This window comes from Desulfuromonas svalbardensis (assembly GCF_055389415.1).
Map to the genome: position 1 here is coordinate 954,957 of NZ_AP042416.1, position 18,467 is coordinate 973,423.

Annotated in this window: 20 protein-coding genes; 16 read left to right on the forward strand and 4 right to left on the reverse strand. The window is 45.9% G+C overall.

What is annotated here, in order from left to right:
• Positions 1–56: 56 nt before the first annotated feature.
• Together ACZ5KY_RS04210 and ACZ5KY_RS04215 are read left to right on the forward strand one after the other, a co-directional pair.
• A complete protein-coding gene (locus tag ACZ5KY_RS04210) occupies positions 57–1,133 on the forward strand; it encodes a virulence RhuM family protein (RefSeq protein WP_464242652.1) in 1,077 nt (358 codons plus the stop codon).
• A 130-nt stretch (positions 1,134–1,263) separates the two neighbouring features.
• Entirely contained in the window at positions 1,264–1,608 is a 345-nt protein-coding gene (locus ACZ5KY_RS04215; RefSeq protein WP_464242653.1) for an MmcQ/YjbR family DNA-binding protein, read from the forward strand.
• A gap of 4 nt (positions 1,609–1,612) precedes the next feature.
• Here the strand turns inward: ACZ5KY_RS04215 and ACZ5KY_RS04220 are convergent, their stop codons facing one another.
• Positions 1,613–2,959, reverse strand: coding sequence for a type II toxin-antitoxin system HipA family toxin (locus tag ACZ5KY_RS04220; protein ID WP_464242654.1), 1,347 nt, complete (start codon positions 2,957–2,959; stop codon positions 1,613–1,615).
• A complete protein-coding gene (locus tag ACZ5KY_RS04225; protein WP_464242655.1) occupies positions 2,960–3,205 on the reverse strand; it encodes a helix-turn-helix domain-containing protein in 246 nt (81 codons plus the stop codon).
• Positions 3,206–3,808: 603 nt separating this feature from the next.
• Between ACZ5KY_RS04225 and ACZ5KY_RS04230 the strand changes: the two genes are divergently transcribed.
• Both ACZ5KY_RS04230 and ACZ5KY_RS04235 read left to right on the forward strand, forming a co-directional pair.
• Positions 3,809–4,066: a hypothetical protein gene (locus tag ACZ5KY_RS04230; RefSeq protein ID WP_464242656.1), complete on the forward strand. Its 258-nt coding sequence runs from the start codon at positions 3,809–3,811 to the stop codon at positions 4,064–4,066.
• A gap of 257 nt (positions 4,067–4,323) precedes the next feature.
• On the forward strand, positions 4,324–5,454 hold the full coding sequence (locus ACZ5KY_RS04235; RefSeq protein WP_464242657.1) for an AAA family ATPase: 1,131 nt from the start codon (positions 4,324–4,326) through the stop codon (positions 5,452–5,454).
• 297 nt (positions 5,455–5,751) lie between these two features.
• Here the strand turns inward: ACZ5KY_RS04235 and ACZ5KY_RS04240 are convergent, their stop codons facing one another.
• Both ACZ5KY_RS04240 and ACZ5KY_RS04245 read right to left on the reverse strand, forming a co-directional pair.
• Positions 5,752–5,976: a hypothetical protein gene (locus ACZ5KY_RS04240; protein WP_464242658.1), complete on the reverse strand. Its 225-nt coding sequence runs from the start codon at positions 5,974–5,976 to the stop codon at positions 5,752–5,754.
• 56 nt (positions 5,977–6,032) lie between these two features.
• Positions 6,033–6,245 (reverse strand): hypothetical protein, encoded by a 213-nt coding sequence (locus tag ACZ5KY_RS04245; protein WP_464242659.1) that lies wholly within the window; start codon positions 6,243–6,245, stop codon positions 6,033–6,035.
• Positions 6,246–6,657: 412 nt separating this feature from the next.
• Between ACZ5KY_RS04245 and ACZ5KY_RS04250 the strand changes: the two genes are divergently transcribed.
• The 12 genes from ACZ5KY_RS04250 to cas1c all read left to right on the forward strand — a co-directional run bounded on the left by ACZ5KY_RS04250 (position 6,658) and on the right by cas1c (position 18,467).
• Positions 6,658–7,005: an ArsR/SmtB family transcription factor gene (locus ACZ5KY_RS04250; protein WP_464242660.1), complete on the forward strand. Its 348-nt coding sequence runs from the start codon at positions 6,658–6,660 to the stop codon at positions 7,003–7,005.
• A 57-nt stretch (positions 7,006–7,062) separates the two neighbouring features.
• Positions 7,063–8,133 (forward strand): SO_0444 family Cu/Zn efflux transporter, encoded by a 1,071-nt coding sequence (locus tag ACZ5KY_RS04255; RefSeq protein ID WP_464242661.1) that lies wholly within the window; start codon positions 7,063–7,065, stop codon positions 8,131–8,133.
• 120 nt (positions 8,134–8,253) lie between these two features.
• Positions 8,254–8,793 (forward strand): YaeQ family protein, encoded by a 540-nt coding sequence (locus tag ACZ5KY_RS04260; protein WP_464242662.1) that lies wholly within the window; start codon positions 8,254–8,256, stop codon positions 8,791–8,793.
• Positions 8,794–8,841: 48 nt separating this feature from the next.
• Complete coding sequence (locus tag ACZ5KY_RS04265) at positions 8,842–9,801, forward strand: helix-turn-helix transcriptional regulator (protein WP_464242663.1); 960 nt, start codon at positions 8,842–8,844, stop codon at positions 9,799–9,801.
• Between the two features lie 90 nt (positions 9,802–9,891).
• A complete protein-coding gene (locus tag ACZ5KY_RS04270; protein ID WP_464242664.1) occupies positions 9,892–10,392 on the forward strand; it encodes a hypothetical protein in 501 nt (166 codons plus the stop codon).
• A gap of 60 nt (positions 10,393–10,452) precedes the next feature.
• On the forward strand, positions 10,453–12,630 hold the full coding sequence (cas3, locus tag ACZ5KY_RS04275; RefSeq protein WP_464242665.1) for a CRISPR-associated helicase Cas3': 2,178 nt from the start codon (positions 10,453–10,455) through the stop codon (positions 12,628–12,630).
• A 21-nt stretch (positions 12,631–12,651) separates the two neighbouring features.
• Positions 12,652–13,317: a type I-C CRISPR-associated protein Cas5c gene (cas5c, locus tag ACZ5KY_RS04280; protein WP_464242666.1), complete on the forward strand. Its 666-nt coding sequence runs from the start codon at positions 12,652–12,654 to the stop codon at positions 13,315–13,317.
• A complete protein-coding gene (cas8c, locus tag ACZ5KY_RS04285; RefSeq protein WP_464242667.1) occupies positions 13,314–15,068 on the forward strand; it encodes a type I-C CRISPR-associated protein Cas8c/Csd1 in 1,755 nt (584 codons plus the stop codon). The genes cas5c and cas8c overlap by 4 nt, the downstream gene beginning before the upstream one ends.
• Before the next feature lie 3 nt (positions 15,069–15,071).
• The gene (gene cas7c, locus ACZ5KY_RS04290; RefSeq protein WP_464242668.1) at positions 15,072–15,935 is read left to right on the forward strand and encodes a type I-C CRISPR-associated protein Cas7/Csd2; all 864 of its coding nucleotides are present in this window, start codon (positions 15,072–15,074) and stop codon (positions 15,933–15,935) included.
• 56 nt (positions 15,936–15,991) lie between these two features.
• On the forward strand, positions 15,992–16,816 hold the full coding sequence (locus ACZ5KY_RS04295; RefSeq protein WP_464244628.1) for a BRO-N domain-containing protein: 825 nt from the start codon (positions 15,992–15,994) through the stop codon (positions 16,814–16,816).
• 2 nt (positions 16,817–16,818) lie between these two features.
• Positions 16,819–17,439: a CRISPR-associated protein Cas4 gene (cas4, locus tag ACZ5KY_RS04300; protein ID WP_464244629.1), complete on the forward strand. Its 621-nt coding sequence runs from the start codon at positions 16,819–16,821 to the stop codon at positions 17,437–17,439.
• Positions 17,436–18,467: a type I-C CRISPR-associated endonuclease Cas1c gene (gene cas1c / locus ACZ5KY_RS04305; protein ID WP_464242669.1), complete on the forward strand. Its 1,032-nt coding sequence runs from the start codon at positions 17,436–17,438 to the stop codon at positions 18,465–18,467. Before cas4 ends, cas1c begins: the two co-directional genes overlap by 4 nt.

Below are 18,467 nucleotides of genomic sequence, written 5' to 3' on the forward strand. Positions count from 1 at the left end.
GTAGTTGATGCGAATAGATGGCGATTGGGAAATTTACAATCTGGAGCAGGTACTGAATGAAGAACGATAAAGACAAAAGTAAGCTGAAATCTGAAAAGAACGGTATATCCATTATCCGGTCATCGGCTGCTGAATATCTGACATTTATCGCGGCAGGGGGTAGCTCAGAAGCTAGCGTGGAAATGCGCTACGAGGACGAAAATCTGTGGTTAACGCAAAAAATGATGGCAACCCTTTACGCTGTTTCGGTGCCCGCTATCAACCAACACTTGAAACGTATTTTCGCCGACAATGAGTTGGAGCACGGAGCAACTGTTAAGTCCTACTTAATAGTTCAAACTGAGGGTAAAAGACAAGTACGACGCGAAGTGGAACACTACAGTTTGCAGGCGATCATCGCTGTCGGGTTCAAAATCGAAAACGAACGTGCCGTGCAGTTCCGCAAATGGGCCAACCAGATTGTTAAGGATTACACCATTCAGGGCTGGACGATGGATGTGGAGCGCCTGAAACACGGTGGTAATCTGACTGATGAGTTCTTTGAACGTCAGCTGGACAAAATTCGGGAAATCCGCCTTTCAGAGCGCAAGTTCTACCAGAAGATCACCGACATCTATGCCAGCGCACTCGATTACGACCCGAGCGCCACCACTACAAAGCGGTTTTTTGCTGCCATGCAGAATAAGATGCACTACGCTATCCACGGACAGACCGCAGCGGAAGTCATTGTGGGTCGCGCAGACCACAGTAAGGAAAGCATGGGGCTGACACATTGGGAAGGTGCTCCTCAGGGGAAAATTCACAAATACGATGTCTCTATCGCTAAGAACTATCTATCTGAATTCGAATTGGCACAGATACAGCGCATAGTCTCTGCCTACCTTGACATGGCTGAGTTGCAAGCCATGCGTAAAATACCCATGACTATGGATGACTGGGAAAAACGGTTAACGGGCTTTTTGCAACTTTGGGATCGAGAAACCCTTCAGGATGCAGGGAAAGTGACAGCAGAGCTGGCTAAATCCCATGCCGAGAGTGAATTTGAAAAATATCGCATTGTTCAGGACGGACTATTCGAAAGCGATTTCGACCTGCTGATTAGACAGCTGGAACTGAAGGATGATGCGGAATAGGTTTTTTGACAGTTTATGCGGTTTCACTTCATTCACGGCATCCTACGCGTGTTGTAAAATTCGTAGGATGAACCGCATCGGTAACCTCAGAATTTTGATCCCTTAGCTGCTAAAGGAAGAATGAAACCCAATGAATTTCGAAACCTTACGCACCTACCTTCTAGCAAAACCCGCCGCCGTTGAATCATTCCCCTTTGATGACGTAACTCAGGTGATAAAAGTCAGCGGCAAGATGTTTGCCTTGGTGGGGATCAACAACGACCCGTTACGAATCAACCTCAAGTGCGACCCTGATAAGGCTGAAGTGCTGCGCGAATTGCATCCGGCGATTGTGCCGGGCTACCATATGAATAAGCGCCACTGGAATACGGTGGTGCTTGATGGCTCTCTGCCTGATGCGGATATTTGGGCGATGATTGATGAGTCGTATGCTCTGGTGGTGCAAGGCCTGCCGAAATCGAAACGCCCTGTTTAGCTTGTTAGGATAAAACAGGGGGCCAGTCTTCTTTTGGCAGTCTTGATCGAATTAATTTATCTCGTGTCGTTTTCATTCCGTTGAAAATCGGCCCAGCGACAGACTCGGGGAATGCTTCTGGTAGTTGGGTGCTGACTTCGTCTATTACCTGATCCAAGCGGTCTAAAGTCTCAGCGATGATCGATTCCATTTCATCTACAGGGAAGTGGCACGCCTTTGCCGTGGAGAGCCAGTGACGATAAAGCATATGCCACTCGTGGTGTCGGTTGTTGCCCATTAGCGCTATGGCCATTTTTAGTCGGCGCTGGTCAAGTTGTTTTTTTGCAATCAGGGGAAATGCCGACATCACATCGTAGAGTGGGGTCAGTTTGAAGCCTCCGCCTGCAAGCAGGAAGATGCTGAAGTTCTTAGCATGTCCATCAATAGCACCCAGTAGCCAGAAGATAAAATTCGCAGTCATAAATAGCCGTCTATCAGCCAAGCTGTCTGCTGATCCTAGTAGTAGTTCCATAACCTGCCTGAAACCTGGGCCACCATCGCTCTCATATTTTAGTGCTGGCGGTACATTTAGCGCCTGACACATGTCTTCCTGCGGCAGGCGGATCAGCCAGGATTCGTCCCTCGACCAGCGCCGGTCGAAGCGCTCAACAACTAAGGCTTTTGTGTCCTCGAAGGTGAGCATTTCCGTGTTGGCAACAGGAAGTCCGAAGGCTTTGAGGATGGCATGACAAAGCCACTCGTTTTCCACACTGTCAGTAAGATCGATGCTGCTGTGTTCGATCTGGCCGATTGGTAGTTTGAAAATATGGCTGGTGGGCGTGGCTCCCAGTGGCAGGTGCCATTGGTCGGTAAGTTTGAGCAGGGCAGTTTTTTCCTGGGTTCCAGAAATCGAGATGCGGAAATCTTTATCCTTACACATTCCCAATGGCATGGTTTGGTCGCTTTTTAGGATTGAGGCGATCTCTGCATTGCTGAGCGGTTCAGCGTCGATTTTACGAACATCGGTCTGGTGGTCTTCGGGGAGGAGTTGGAGCGCGCCGACACAGTCCCTGCCAATATGCCACAAAAGATCGAAGCCATTGTTTGAGGTGGTCTCGAATTGTTTCTGGATTCGGTTACGAATCGGCTGGCTATCGGGGAGTAGGTTGTCGAAATAGTTTTCGACTCTATCACCAGCGTAGATCTGTTCGGTAAAAGGAAGCGAGAGGGATAGTGGCCGCCCTGAACTGCTTCCGAGCCAGGATAGCGCGTAGCTGAATTCTAGTTTGCCATTGGCTGAGCGTGTTAGGGTGCCAACCTTTTCTCCGTTCATGTAGGCGAACAGCTCTGCTCTTTGACGTTTGCGCCCCATTTACCAGTTGTCTCCTTCGCTGTCGATATCATCCATTCGTGGCTGCAACGTCATCTCCAATTCCAGAGCAGCCAGCAGGCGAAACAGGGTATCAACGCGGGCATTGGATTCTCCACGCTCAATGCGCGAGATCATAGCCTGAGTAATCCCGACAAGGTTTCCTGCTTGCTCTTGGGTCAGTCCTTTTTGTCTTCTGGTAGATTTGAGCAACTGACCTAGAATTTTGGGTGAGATGGCTTTGTGCATGATTTTGTCTCCGAGCCATATATTGAATTAGGTTTAAAAGGAAAATATATCTAATAGAACATAAAGTCAAGATTTGCTGAAGGAAGTAAGGGCTAATTATGCTCAATTAAGTATATCTTATCCATTTATTCAGATCCAGATTTTATTTGACGCTGTGTCCGTCCCTTGAGTTTTACAAGGTGGACATGAAATCTCTTTCCAGTGCAGTGTACTAATATAAAGTAATAGTTATTTTTATAATGTGTTGAGTTAGCTATAATTCTCCTTTTTAATACATCTGCTCTGAATAAAAAAAGGACTATTCAAGCATAGGAGTCTATTAAAGCATCGGAATATACACCCGGCTATTGTGCGGGGCTACCATATGGATAAGTGCCATTGAAATTCGGTGGTTCTTGATGGCTCTCTGCCGATGTGGATATTTTGTCGATGATTGATGGTTCGTATAGTTTAGTGGTGCAGGGCCTGCCTAAATCGAAACGACCAGTTTAACGCGCTTAAAGCTATCCTTACCGATCTGTTACTGTGATAGGCTTGTTGTGCGAGTTTATTTATGTTGGCCATTTTAACGCTGGCTTCAATTCCTCATGAGAGCTGTAGTGTATGAAGTTATCTAAAAAAGATTGGATCGTTGGTGGCGTGTTGTTCGCTGTTGGTGCCTTTTTATATGTTGGTACGCTGAAGAAGCTTGGCAGCGATGTCCCTGAAACTGAGGAACACCACGTTTTTTATCAGCAATTGCAGCAGGGTGGCAGCCGTATTGAGTTAGAGAAGGGGTGCGCTGAGTGCCACGAAATTGCTGCGTTACCGTCGTCACATCCTCATAAGATGGAGTGTATGGTGTGCCACCGTCCTAAATAGTGACATGTTCCGTTCGGCAACTACCTTGGTTGTTGGTTGCTGCGCTATATTGATACAATCCTGTCCCATTCTGTCTTCTGCTGTTTTACTCTTTTGGAACAGTTACACTTCCTTTTTATCTTTATCCTCTTTTAAGTGTCTTATATTATTGATCTTTTAAAAGAATGACGTTTTTTTATACAAATTGGCCGCAACGTTGCAAGGTTAATAACGTAGCAGTTAACGATTGCCCTATGTTTAGGAAAGTGGCTGTCATTATGTGTAAAAAAATATTCATCGCAGCAACAGGTCAGCATTGCGGCAAGACAACTATTAGTCTGTCGTTGATGCATTTGGCGGCAAAGCGTTACCAGCGTGTTGGTTTTATTAAACCGCTTGGTCCGAAGGCGATCACCTATCAGGGTCGTATTATGGATAAGGATGCTGCGCTAACGGCTCAAGTTTGCGGTCTAGATGAAGATTTAGAATATATGTCGCCGATTGTGCTTCAACGTGGCAATACCAAGAGTGTTTTAAGTGGCGAAATTAGTGCTGATTCTCTGCGTGAGCAGATGATTGCCGCAACCCGTGAGCTGGAAAAGCGTTGTGACTTTCTGATTATCGAAGGTGCAGGACATGGCGGCGTGGGTTCGGTGGTTGGCTTAAATAATGCGACGGTGGCGAGGATTCTTGATGCGCCAGTGTTGATGGTCGCTGGTGGTGGTATTGGTAATGTGATTGATAACGTTAGTCTTAACCTTGCTCTGTATGAGCGTGAAGGGGTGGACGTTAAAATGTTGCTGACCAATAAGTTGATTGCGGAAAAGCGCGAGGAAACTTTGGGTTACTTGCAACAGGCTTTTGCTAGTTATCCGATGCAAGTTGCTGGTGGCTTTAATTTTTCACCGATTCTGGCAAATCCAACAATGGGGCGGATTTCGCGTTTGCTTGGTGCCGAACTTCAGGGCGATTCGCAGCAGATCAATCGGATTATCAACACCGTACAGTTGGGGGCGGCCTCATCGCAACGGGTTGTCGATCTATTACAGGATTCAACGTTGTTGATTGTTACCAGTAGCCGCGAAGAGTTGCTGGTTATGTTGTCATCTCTGTACCATTTAGAAGAGTACCGTAAGAAAATAGCGGGATTAGTGATCTCCGGCAGTACTAAGATGTCGAAAATTACTCAGCAGCTTCTCGATGATAGCGGTATCCCGTATTTCCGTACCCACGGAACAACGGCGGAGACATTTTTATCGATCACTGATGATGTGTCGAAGATCACCGCGAAGGATGTCGAGAAGATTAGTTACTTGCAAACGCTATCGGAAACTGAACTGGATTTCGATGCGATTGATGCCTGTCTTAATCCCCCAGCCGCTGCACGTTTAGCAGTCGGCTTCGCATAGAACGTTAAGTTTAACAGTTTACCCTAGTTTTCCTGGCCCTCAATTCGGTTCCTCCGGTTGAGGGCATTTTTTTTGCCTGATTAATATCAATTGTTCGCATTGGGTTCTTGCCTCATACCCGCCTTCGCGGGAGAGACGATCTTTTCGGTACTGGTTGAAGATCAGTGTTATTAAGGTTTTTATGTTTACAATGGGTAGCAGATAGTTACTCATTGCTAGTCAAACCGATTAGACGCAAAAAAGCCGCCCTAGCATTATCTTGCTAAGGGCGGCTTTTTCTATTGATGTGATTGGTTGTTATTGCTCAGTTTGTTCTTTAGGGCTAGCAATCGCTTTAACAATACCCATCATAACCATTACTGCAGGGACTAATTGAGCCACAACGATGAGGGCACAAAATCCGAGAAAAGCCCAAACGATGAAACCACTGTTATCGACGCGTGCTGCGCTGGATGCTAAAGCAGGTGATGCAGCAACAAGGGTGATAAGGGCGGTTAAGGTGATGTTTTTGAGTGCTTTCATGGTGTGCCTCCTGATTCAATTATGAGTATAAAGTCTGTTGACTATGACCATTTTGTTTAATGGTGATGGGCGTGTGTTACAGCGCCTTTGATCATGCCGAACCCTAGGACCAATGCGGGGATAAGTTGGCAGATAACGATCAATCCACAGAAGCCAATGAAAACCCATGCAAGTAAGCCGCTGTTCTCTGTATGTTGACCCGCGAAAGCAGGTGCTGCGGCAAGAATTACGATCCAAAGGCTGATGGCGATTTTTTTGAAGTTTTTCATGGCGTCCTCCTGTGTCTGTCATCTATTTGTTTTTCTTTGTTATTTGTCTTCCTTATGTAGCGAGAGTCGTGCCAACTCTGGAAATTATTTTTATTTATCGCGTATCTATCTGCAATTATTGGGATTATTGTGCTGTCGATTGTCTTGTTGTTGATGGTGATTTGTTGTGAAGCGCATATATAAGTTATGCACTTATGGTGACTAAGGGATAATTGTGACAAACCGTAATTTGGTATAGTTGTGTAATAACAAATAGTTAGCCTGTGTATGCTAAACACATGCAGCAAAGATATTTTTTGTATATTGTTTTCGTTTATTTTACTTGAGAAGTTTAAACCGTTGACAGGTGCGAAGAGGACTGACATATTAACATGTGAACAGTTGTTCAATTGATAACATGAAAGGTGTGCCGATGAAAGATATGTGTCATAGCGAGTGCGATCATTCTCAGGTGGTTAATCTCGTACGTTCGGATATGGAAGCCGATGAAGTGCTGTTTTGTTTAGCGGATCTGTTTAAGGCTTTGGGCGATTCAACTCGGGTACGAATTCTTCACGCGCTCTCTTTTTCAGAGTTATGTGTGTGTGATCTCGCTGCATTACTTGGTATGAGTTCTTCGGCGGTAAGCCATCAATTACGGGTATTGCGCGGACAAAAAATTGTCCGCTACCGCAAAGAGGGCAAAAACGTCATCTATTTCTTAGCTGATGACCATGTTGTTACATTGCTAAAGCAAGGCTTGGAGCACGTAAAAGAGTAGACGGTGTTGCATTATTTAAACTGAAACGTATAAAACTCACGTGTTGAGGTGTTTATAATGGACTTACTAAAACAAATTCTTATTGAAAGCTGGCATGTGCTGACCCTTTCCGCACCGCTGATGTTGTTTGGCTTTCTGGTGGCTGGTTTACTTAAAGCACTGGTCCCCGATGACTTTATTGCCCGACATCTCGGAAAAGATAGTGCAACCAATCTGTTTAAGGCCGCACTATTTGGTGTGCCGATTCCGTTGTGTAGTTGTGGCGTGTTACCCGCAGCAGCAGGCATACGGAAGCAGGGGGCAAGCAAAGGAGCGACGACGGCTTTTTTGATCTCGACACCTGAAACTGGGGTTGATTCCATTGCCGTGAGTTGGGCCTTGCTTGATCCGTTGATGGCGATATTGCGCCCTTTTTCAGCATTTATTACGGCGCTGGTTACTGGTCAGTTAGTGCGAATGTTTGATCCTGACACGTCAAATGGTGCTGAGGTGGGGTTACAACCCCAGGTGAGTGAACAAGGTTCATGTTGTGGCGGCAGTTGTGAAGCTAGTGTCGCGCAACAGGAGCCATTGGCTGCTCGCCTAAAAGGGGGGCTTCGCTTTGCCTTTGGTGACCTGTTCGCTGATATTGCCAGCTGGTTTTTTGTCGGTACATTATTGGCGGGATTGATCGGTACTTTTGTTACAGCTGATTTGATGGAGGCATGGTTGGGTAATCCCTTGGTTGCCATGGTCGCCATGTTAGCAGTGGCCACACCATTATATGTTTGCGCAACAGCCTCAACTCCCATTGCGGCAGCGCTGGTCCTTAAAGGATTAAACCCTGGGGCGGCGTTGGTGTTTTTGCTCGTTGGCCCCGCAACCAATGCTGCGGCTCTGGCGGTGATTAGCAAAATATTGGGAAAGCGATCAATGTTGATCTATCTCGCTGGTATCCTAATGTGTTCATTTGCATTAGGTATCGGCGTTGATGCACTTTATTCACTGACCAATATGACCATGGATTGGAAAATTGGCAGTGCAGAGGAACACAGTTCAATACTCGGCACGCTCTCTGCGTTGGTGCTGTTGGTGTTATATGTTGTAACCCGTTTTGGTGGCAGTAAAAGTTCGTGTTGCCACGATTGATGGCTTAGCCATCTAATTCGTTTTTGCGAGACCATCAAGATTGAAGGATGGCGATATCGCAAACGGTGATGGCTGTGCTATGTTGGCCATCACTTTATCCCTTAAGAAAAAGATACCTTTATGGCTTTGCCCGCAACGATTCACCGCGTCTCGATTGAACTATCTGATGTTGATCAAAACCGTTATGCATCAATTAGTACAACCGCTGCGCGCCACCCGTCAGAAACCGCTGAACGTCTTATCGCTCGGCTCATTGCGTATGCGTTGAGTTATCACGAGGATATTGCTTTTACTCGTGGTATTTGTGAGCCTGATGAACCCGATCTGTGGATTAAAAGCCTTGATGGCCGTTTGCTGGAATGGATTGAAGTTGGTCTGCCTGATGCGAAACGACTTGTTAAAGCGGGGAACCATTGTGAGCAGGTGACCTTGTTCGCTTATGGTTCAGCCTTTGAGCGCTGGTTGGCGGCGAGCAAAACACAACTGGCCGGCATGAAAAACTTCCGCCTATTTTATCTCAGTGATGAACTGATTGAACCCCTTGTTGCTCAGCTCAGCCGCAGCGTGAATTGGCAGTTCACCAACAGTGATAAAACTCTCTACATAACCGTTGGCGATGAGAGCATTGTCGGTGATGTGGTTGAGATCGATTTGGATTAAGGACATAACCTATAATTGAACGAGATTTAATCGAGGGAATAACGACGTATGTTGCCACGAATAGAGCGTTTTTTTTGGTTCGATCATCAAATACGGCAAAAGAACTATCCCAATTCGCCGAAACTGGCCAGCCACTTCGATATTAGTGAGCGTACCGCCAAGCGCGATATTCAAGCGATGATCACCACCGTTGGCGCACCCCTCGAATATAACGCCACTCGCCGTGGCTACCGTTATAGCGATGACAGCTACAGCCTCAGTTGGACGCGCTTCTCTCATCAAGAGATGATGGCCATTCTCATTTTACGCCAACTTCTAGCTGGCACCAGTTCAACGCCGTTGAGCAATGAGCTGAATGCCCTCTGCGAAAAGATGTTTAACAACCTTGAGCAATGCGGCATCGATCAACAGCATCTAGCCAGTTGTTTTTCAGCCAATTGGAACGCTTATATCCCTGTCGATGAAGAGGTGTTCCAACGCCTTGGTGAAGCACTGCTTACTCGCCATAAAGTCTACTTTAGCTATCATGCGCCAACCCAAATCACAGCCACTACCCGCACTGTTCATCCCCATCACCTACAACATTACAATGGTAGTTGGTATCTGCTTGGTTGGTGTCAGGAACGTCAAGCATGGCGGACGTTTCAGATCTCCCGTATCCACGATCTGCATCTGTGTGGTGAAACCTTCGATTATCAAGACCCGACAACATGGCAGCATAAAATAGAGGGCGCGTGCGGTATTTTTCAAGACGGCCAGCGCCAATTGGTTAAATTGTTGTTCAGCGCCAGGCGGGCACCGTTTGTGAGAGAACAACATTGGTGCGATGGGCAACAGCACCAGTTGTTAGAAGATGGCCGCCTGCAACTCACCATTCCTGTTGCCGATCATCGTGAAATTATTATGAAAATTCTTCAGCACGGCAGTGAAGTTGAAGTGCTTGAACCCCTTGAGCTACGCCAAAAGGTGATTACAGAAATCGATAAAATGACAAATAACTACCGCTAAATGAAAAAAACTCCTGTGGGGTGACATGTTTTGTCACGGCAGTGTCTTAGTCTCTTAATACAGACACATTGCCAACACAGGAGAGCCATCATGCCAAACTGTCATACCGCTAATCCAGCCGCGCCATCAGCTCCATTGGCGCTGACCCTCATCAGCCGATTATTCGAAACACTCCTCGCTCAAGTGGTCTGCTTTTTCGATGTCCTCGAGCAATTGATTACACCCTATGCTTTAATTGTCACTATCGCCAGTATCGGATGGAGCATCCATCACTATGGACTCATCAACGGCACGATGTTCGGAATCCCCCTTGGCATGGTGATGGCCCTTGTTCATGGTATCGCTATTGTTATTATCATGTTTGTTCTCGGCCTACTGCTGTGGCTGGCACTTATTCCCATCTACTTTATAGCCAGCAGTTGTCACTGGCAGCTCCCCACAGTATTAGAGCAAAACCCAACCGTTGAATACTGGATGCAACGTTGGTCACGCCATTCCATGCAGCGCGGTGAGGTGCCACCACAGTCAACGACTAAGCAGGTGGCAGGCCTGATGATTGGCGTGTTGCTAGGTTGTTGGTTGATTGACTAATGTTTATTAAAAATATTGAATGCGCTGACTAATGAGAGTAGCTTGTTGTGTGGAGGATTTATGGATCAATTTTATGCTCATTCGACAGATAACCCTGATAAAACCGATTGGCAAACACTTGAGGAGCATTTGGAAGGGGTGGCGAAGCTGGCAGAGGAATTTTCCAGTGTCTTTGGAGCAGGAGAGTGGGGGCGTAATGCAGGTTTGCTTCACGATGCGGGTAAAGCGACGCAGCAGTTTATCGAGCGCTTGGAAGGCAGTCCAAAACGGGTGAATCATTCAACCTATGGTGCTCATCATGCACAGCAATCAGCGGGAAAACTTGGCCTTCTTTTAGCCTATGTGATTGCCGGTCATCATGGTGGCTTGCCAGATGGTGGTGCACAGGAGACACAGCTCCATTTTCGCCTTAAACACGATAAAGTTCCGCCTGATGTAAAATTATTATCAATGGTCGGTGACCTTTCACACGTAAAGTTACCTTTTAAAATTACTAGAGAGTCAGCAGGGTTCTGTCTCGCATTTTTTACCCGTATGATCTTTTCCTGTTTGACCGATGCAGATTTCTTAGATACCGAAGCGTTTTGTTCACCAGAAAAAGCCGATGATCGTCCCGTACAGGATCATGATCAAATCTTGCTACAGTTGCAGGGCTTGATAGATCAACACTTAACGACATTGCAACGCAATTCTGAAACAACGCCCGTCAATTCCATCCGACAACAAGTTTTATCGCAGTGCCGTACCGCAGCAACATTACCTGCTGGTTTTTTCTCTCTTACCGTTCCTACGGGAGGTGGGAAAACACTTTCTTCGCTCTCGTTTGCCCTTAATCACGCGGTTGAACATGGCTTGGATCGTATTATTTACGCTATCCCGTTCACTTCAATTATTGAGCAGAATGCTCAAGTGTTTCAATCCATATTGGGTCGTGAAAATGTGATCGAGCATCACTGCAATTACAAAGAGAAAGATAAAAGTGAAGAAGACGTTTACGATCGCAAGCGGGGGCTCGCCAGTGAGAATTGGGATGCGCCCGTTGTGGTGACAACAAACGTACAATTCTTTGAATCTTTGTTTGCTCATAAATCATCACGCTGTCGTAAATTACATAACATTGCTCGCAGCGTCATTGTGCTGGATGAGGCTCAGGCCATTCCCACCGATTATTTAGAGCCTTGCTTAGCTGCCTTGCGGGAATTAGTTGAGCATTACCAATGCACGATTGTTTTGTGTACGGCAACACAGCCCGCTCTTGACGATAAAAGTTCCCTCCGAATGGCACTGCCAAAGGTTAAAGAGATCATTCACGAACCAACTCTCTTATATCAACAACTTAAGAGAACAGAAGTCTCCTTTGTTGGCACATTAACAGATGAATGTTTGGCGCAACAGCTAGAGAGTAAAAAACAAGTGCTGTGCATTGTTTCAACAAAACCACAAGCGCGAGCCGTTTTTACACAATTAGCACAGCAAGATGGGGTCTTTCACCTTTCCACAAATATGTATCCCAATCATCGCCGAGAGGTTCTCACGGCAATAAGAAAGTGCTTGAAAGCAGGAGAGGTTTGTCGTGTCGTTTCCACCTCACTGGTCGAAGCAGGGGTGGATCTCGACTTTCCAGTTGTCTATCGCGCCATGGCAGGGTTGGATTCTATTGCCCAAGCCGCAGGCCGTTGTAATCGAGAAGGGCAACTAGGTCAACTCGGAAAAGTGATAGTTTTTGAAACAGAAAAGCCACCGTCCGTTCCGTGGATGAAGAGGTGCATTACCCGCGCTAGCGAAACGCTACGAACGCTTCCTAATGCTGATCCCATAGGGCTCGGTGCGATGCGCCGTTACTTTGAATTGCTCTACGATATTCAAGAGTTAGATAAAAAAGAGATTATGTCGAGGTTAAATCGGCCCCTTGGCTCCGAACTGCTTTTACCATTTAAAGAGGTCGCCAACCATTTCAAGTTTATTGAGGATGATAGCACGGGGGTGATTGTAGCAATTGAGGGTGACGCGCAAAAATTGGTGCAACAATTGCGCTACGCCGATCATCCACGATCTATTTTAAGGAAATTACAGCAATACACCGTAAGCGTGCGGTCGCGAGAATATCAGGAATTAACAAAATCTGGAGCAATTGAGTTAATAGATGGACAGTTTCCGTTGCTAAGTAATCAATCTGCTTATGATGAAAGGGTGGGCTTATGTGTTGATGTGAGTGGCGTGTGGGATCCGAATGATTAATAGGTTAAAATGGAGGAATTTATGGCATTTGGTATCAAACTGCGGGTTTGGGGCGATTACGCCTGTTTTACCCGCCCTGAAATGAAAGTTGAACGTGTCTCGTATGATGTAATGACCCCTTCTGCGGCGCGGGGCATATTGGAGGCGATCCACTGGAAGCCCGCAATCCGTTGGGTTATTGATAAAATTCACGTTCAACGACCGATTAAATTCGATAATGTGCGGCGTAATGAAGTCAGTTCGAAAATTTCCAAACCTAACCCTAAAACGGTTATGGCAAACAACAAACCACTCTTTTTCCTTGTCGATGAAGGGAAAAACCGCCAGCAACGGGCAACAACCTTGTTGCGTGATGTTGAGTATGTCATTGAGGCTCATTTTGAAATGACAGAAAAGGCGAGTTCGGAGGATAGTGTGGGCAAGCACCTGGATATTTTTAATCGCCGCGCGCGTAATGGGCAGTTCTTCCATCAACCCTGTTTTGGTTGTCGTGAATTCCCTGTTTCATTTGAACCCTGCCAGCAAGAGATTCCACCATCACATTATGTCGGTCAATCGAAAGAACTTGGTTATATGTTGCTCGATATTGATTTTGATAACAACATGACGCCAATATTTTTTAGAGCAACAATGGAAAATGGTATTATTTCACCCCCTTCCAGGTTCTCGAAGGAGGTTCACGCATGATCTTGCAAGCACTCAATCGTTATTATCACCGTATGCTCGATGATCCGAACTCTGGAATGCCACCTTACGGAACCAGTATTGAAAATATCTCGTTTGCCCTTGTAATTAATGATGATGGTGAGTTGCAGGATATTGAGGACTTGCGTGCCCTAGAAGGTAAAAAATTACGCCCCTGTAAATTGGCTGTTCCCGCAGCGGTAACTCGAACATCAGGAGTTAAGGCTAATTTTTTATGGGATAAGGCTGCTTACGTACTCGGTGCAGATGATTCTGGTGCAACAGAGTCAAACCGAAAAAAATTTGATGCGTTTATAGCAATGCTTGAAGATGTCGGATTAGATTTAGCCGATCCCGCGTTACAAGCGGTGTTGAAGTTTCTACATAACTACAATTGCCAAAATTCGGAAGAGGTTACGTCTCAATTTCAACCATGGGCCGATCTCTGCAATGCAAATCTCGTTTTTAGACTGGATGGGACAAAGGGCTTTATCCATAACCGTGTGCCGATTCAGAATGCTTGGACCGCATACGGTGAAACACAAGATACCGCTCCCAAAGTTCAATGCTTAATTACAGGCGCGGAGAATTTGTCGCAAGCACTGGTTCATACTCCGATTAAAGGGGTGCTTGGCGGTCAAACCTCTGGCGGGTATCTCGTTTCATTTAATGCTACGGCATTTACCTCGTACGGAAAAGACAAGGTCGATATCGCTGAAACATCTTCCTTTGCTTACACTACAGCGTTAAATGCATTGTTGTCAGGGAAGAATAAACAAAAAATCACCATCGGTGGAACAACCATCGCATTTTGGGCTGAATCTGCAAGTCCTGCTGAAGATTTACTTGCCGACCTATTTGACCCCCCATCCGTTACTGATAAGAAAATAACCAGTGAAGATGACCAACAAACAACCCAAAAAATTCATAGCTTATTAACGGCGGTACGCGATGGTAAGCGGGTTGAAGATATTGTTCCCGACCTAGATGAATCAGTACAATTTTACCTTTTAGGGTTAGCACCCAATGCCGCACGGTTATCTATTCGTTTTTGGGAATCTAATTCACTTGGTGATCTATTAAAAAAGATTGGTCGTTATTTTGATGACCTTTCGATTGTGCGCCAGTTTGATAACGAACCTGAATTCCCCCCCATGTGGCGATTGCTGTGTCAAACGGCAACCCTTGGTAAAAGTGAAAATATCTCACCTGTATTGGCCGGAGGTTTAGCGCGGGCTATGCTAACGGGCGCACCATATCCGCAAAGTTTGCTATCGGCAGTATTGGGTCGTATTCGTGCTGAACATGATGTGACCTATTTTAGGGCCGCACTTTTAAAGGCATTTCTCGTTCGCAATAACGACCAAATGGAGGTTTCCATGTCACTTGATACGCAACGTAAAGATTCACCTTATTTACTCGGGCGGCTGTTTGCCACCTTAGAAAAAGCGCAGGAAGATGCAATTCCGGGAACCAATGCAACGATCAAAGATCGTTATATTGGTTCAGCTTCGGCAACACCGGGGCAGGTTTTTCATCTGCTATTAAAAAATTCAGCTAACCATATTGGCAAACTTCGTAAGGACCCAGAACGCAAAGGTCAGGCAATCCACTACGAGATAATGATTCAGGAAATTGTTGATGGCTTTCATACCTTCCCTAAAACACAATCTGCTGAGCAGCAGGGGTTGTTTATGATTGGCTATTATCATCAGCGAAAAGCATTTTTCACTAAAAAAAATCAGGAGGTTTAATCCATGCCAGCTATTACTAATCGTTACGAGTTTGTTCTTCTTTTTGATGTTGAAAATGGCAATCCAAATGGTGACCCTGATGCGGGAAACATGCCACGTATTGACCCTGAAACAGGTCATGGTTTAGTAACCGATGTGTGCTTAAAGCGCAAAATCCGTAACCATGTGGCGTTGGCTAAAGAAGCGGAAGAAGGCTTCAATATTTACGTTCAGGAAAAAGCGGTTCTCAATCGAACTAATGAACTGGCCTACAAAGAGTTCGATCTGAAACCAGTGGCCAAAAAGCTCCCTAAAAATATCGAAGATGCCCAACGGGTGACAGGTTGGATGTGCTCCAACTTTTACGATATTCGTGCCTTTGGTGCGGTGATGACAACAGAGGTCAATTGCGGTCAAGTGCGTGGGCCAATCCAACTCGCTTTTGCCAAGAGTGTTGAACCGATTGTGCCCCAAGAAGTGACCATTACCCGTATGGCTGTTACCAACGAAAAGGATTTAGAAAAAGAGCGCACCATGGGGCGTAAATATATTGTGCCGTATGGTTTATATGTGGCGCACGGATTTATTTCAGCACCATTGGCGGCTAAAACAGGCTTTAGTGAGGATGATTTAGAGCTATTGTGGGATGCGTTGATCAATATGTTTGAGCATGACCGTTCAGCTGCTCGTGGAATGATGAGTAGCCGTAAGCTGTTTGTTTTTAAGCATGACAATAAGCTCGGTAATGCTCCGGCACATACGCTTTTTGATCTAGTGAATATTGAGCGTAAAGAGGGGTCTGAAGGGCCAGCGCGTTCATTTAAAAATGACTATGAAGTAACTGTTGGAGTGGCTCCATCTGGTGTTGAAATAATTGAAAAGTTGTAAGTATTGTCAAGCAGGGTACAAATTGTACCCTGCAATAAATGGAAAGAAGAAGGATGATGACTGACAAACTGGCAATCTTTAAAGGTAAAGAAATTCGACGTACTTTACATAATAATGTGTGGTGGTTTGTGATCGTAGATGTTGTCGCGGCATTAACTGATTCGGTTAATCCCGCAGGTTATATTAAGGATATGCGTAGACGAGACAAGGAGTTAGCGAAAGGGTGGGGGAAAATTGCCACCCCCCTTTCAATTCAAACTTCAGGCGGTAAACAGAAGCTTAACTGTGCCAACACGGAAGGCATATTCCGTATTATTCAATCGATTCCATCACCCAAAGCCGAACCCTTTAAACGCTGGTTAGCTAAAGTGGGTTACGAGCGTGTTCAGGAGATTGAAGATCCTGAGCTGGCAACCAAGCGGACGCGAGAGCTATATCAGGCAAAGGGTTATTCTGATGCATGGATTGAAAAACGGATGCGTGGTATTGCGGTTCGGGTTGAATTAACTGAGGAGTGGAAAAACCGTGAGGTCGGTGAAAGTCGAGAATATGCCATCCTCACGGCTGAAATATCTAAAGCGGCATTTGGAGTCACGCCATCTGAATATAAACAGCTAAAAGGGTTAGATCGGGAAAACCTGCGTGACCATATGGGTGATCTTGAGTTGATTTTTTCCATGCTTGGCGAAGCTGCCACAACGGAGATCACTAAAGCGCACGACGCCCAAGGGTTTGATGAAAATCGAGATGCTGCGCATAAAGGGGGTACGGTTGCTGGCGATGCACGACAGCAATTGGAAGAAAAATCGGGGCGCAAAGTGGTATCAAACGATAACTTCCTTGAGATAACGGAAAAACAAAAACGGCTAAGGAACGATTGATGATCCCCGAATCTGATTTCATCATGCTCTCGGCCTTACAGCACTATCTATTCTGCCCGCGGCAATGCGCACTGATCCATCTTGAACAACAATGGGCCGAAAATCGCTACACCGCCGAGGGTCAGGTGTTGCATGAACGGGTGGATAGCAACAAAAGTGATACTGCTGGTGATGTGCGCATTGTTCGTACCTTGCCACTTTGCTCACATCGCTTAGGGGTGAGCGGACAGGCCGACGTGGTTGAATTTCATGATGACGGAACGGTTTTCCCCGTTGAGTATAAGCGCGGCAAGCCGAAGCAAAATCGCTGCGATGAAGTCCAATTGTGCGCTCAAGCCATGTGTCTAGAGGAGATGCTGTCCCTTCAAATAGACGAAGGCGCATTATTCTATGGTAAACGCCGCCGTAGAACCGTTATTGCATTCGATGATGAACTGCGTCAGTTGACGGAGCAGGTTATCCATCACGTACATCACCTGTTGATCGACGGCGTGACCCCCTCAGCACGTTACGAACCTAAATGTGATCAGTGTTCTCTGTTACGTATCTGTTTGCCAAAAAGCTGTGCTAAGGGGCGCTCTGTTAAACGCTATATGCAGCGCATGCTGGAAGGTCAATTATGAGAAAAATGCTCAATACTCTGTACGTGACGACCCAAGGAACCTATTTGCACAAAGAGGGTGAAACCGTCGTTGTTAAGGTTGATCGTGAGGTTAAGATCCGTTTGCCAGTGCACACACTGGGCTCGATTGTGTGCTTTGGTAATGTATTATGTAGCCCTTTTTTGCTCGGCCACTGTGTTAACAACGACGTTTCGATCAGCTTCATGACCGAATATGGCAAGTTTTTAGCGCGAGTTCAGGGCCCCGTAGCGGGCAATGTTCTATTACGCCGAACGCAATACCGATTAGCCGATGACCAGAATGCTTCGGCACAAATTGCTAAAATGTTTATCGCGGGCAAAATCACTAATAGCCGCACTGTTGTTAGTCGAGCGATGCGCGATCATGGCGATAAACTTGATACCGCTATATTACGCCGTCGGTGTGATGATCTTTCAGCTCATGTTCGGCGGCTGTTAAAAGAGGATGACCTCGATGTGGTTCGTGGGGTCGAAGGCAAAGCCGCCAACGACTATTTTAATGTGTTTGATCACCTGATTGTTTCAAAAAAAGATGATTTTACCTTTCAAGGGCGTAATCGACGGCCACCCCTTGATCGGGTGAATTGCCTGTTATCATTTTTATACTCACTGCTCTATCACGATGCTCGATCAGCCCTTGAATCAGTTGGATTAGACCCCGCCGTCGGTTTTTTGCATCGAGATCGACCCGGTCGTTTAAGTTTAGCCTTAGATTTGATGGAAGAGTTTCGCCCCATTCTTGCCGATAGGCTCGCTTTATCATTGATTAATCGTGGTCAGGTTAAAAAGAAGGGGTTTACCATTACTGAATCGGGTGCAGTAACTATGAGTGATGCCACGCGCAAAACGCTTCTGGTTGAATATCAAAAACGAAAACAGACAGAAATCGAGCACCCCTATTTACAAGAAAAAATGCCATTAGGGATGTTATTATTTGCTCAAGCGCAGCTACTTAGTCGATTTTTACGCGGGGATATCGACGACTACCCACCCTATATTTGGAGGTGA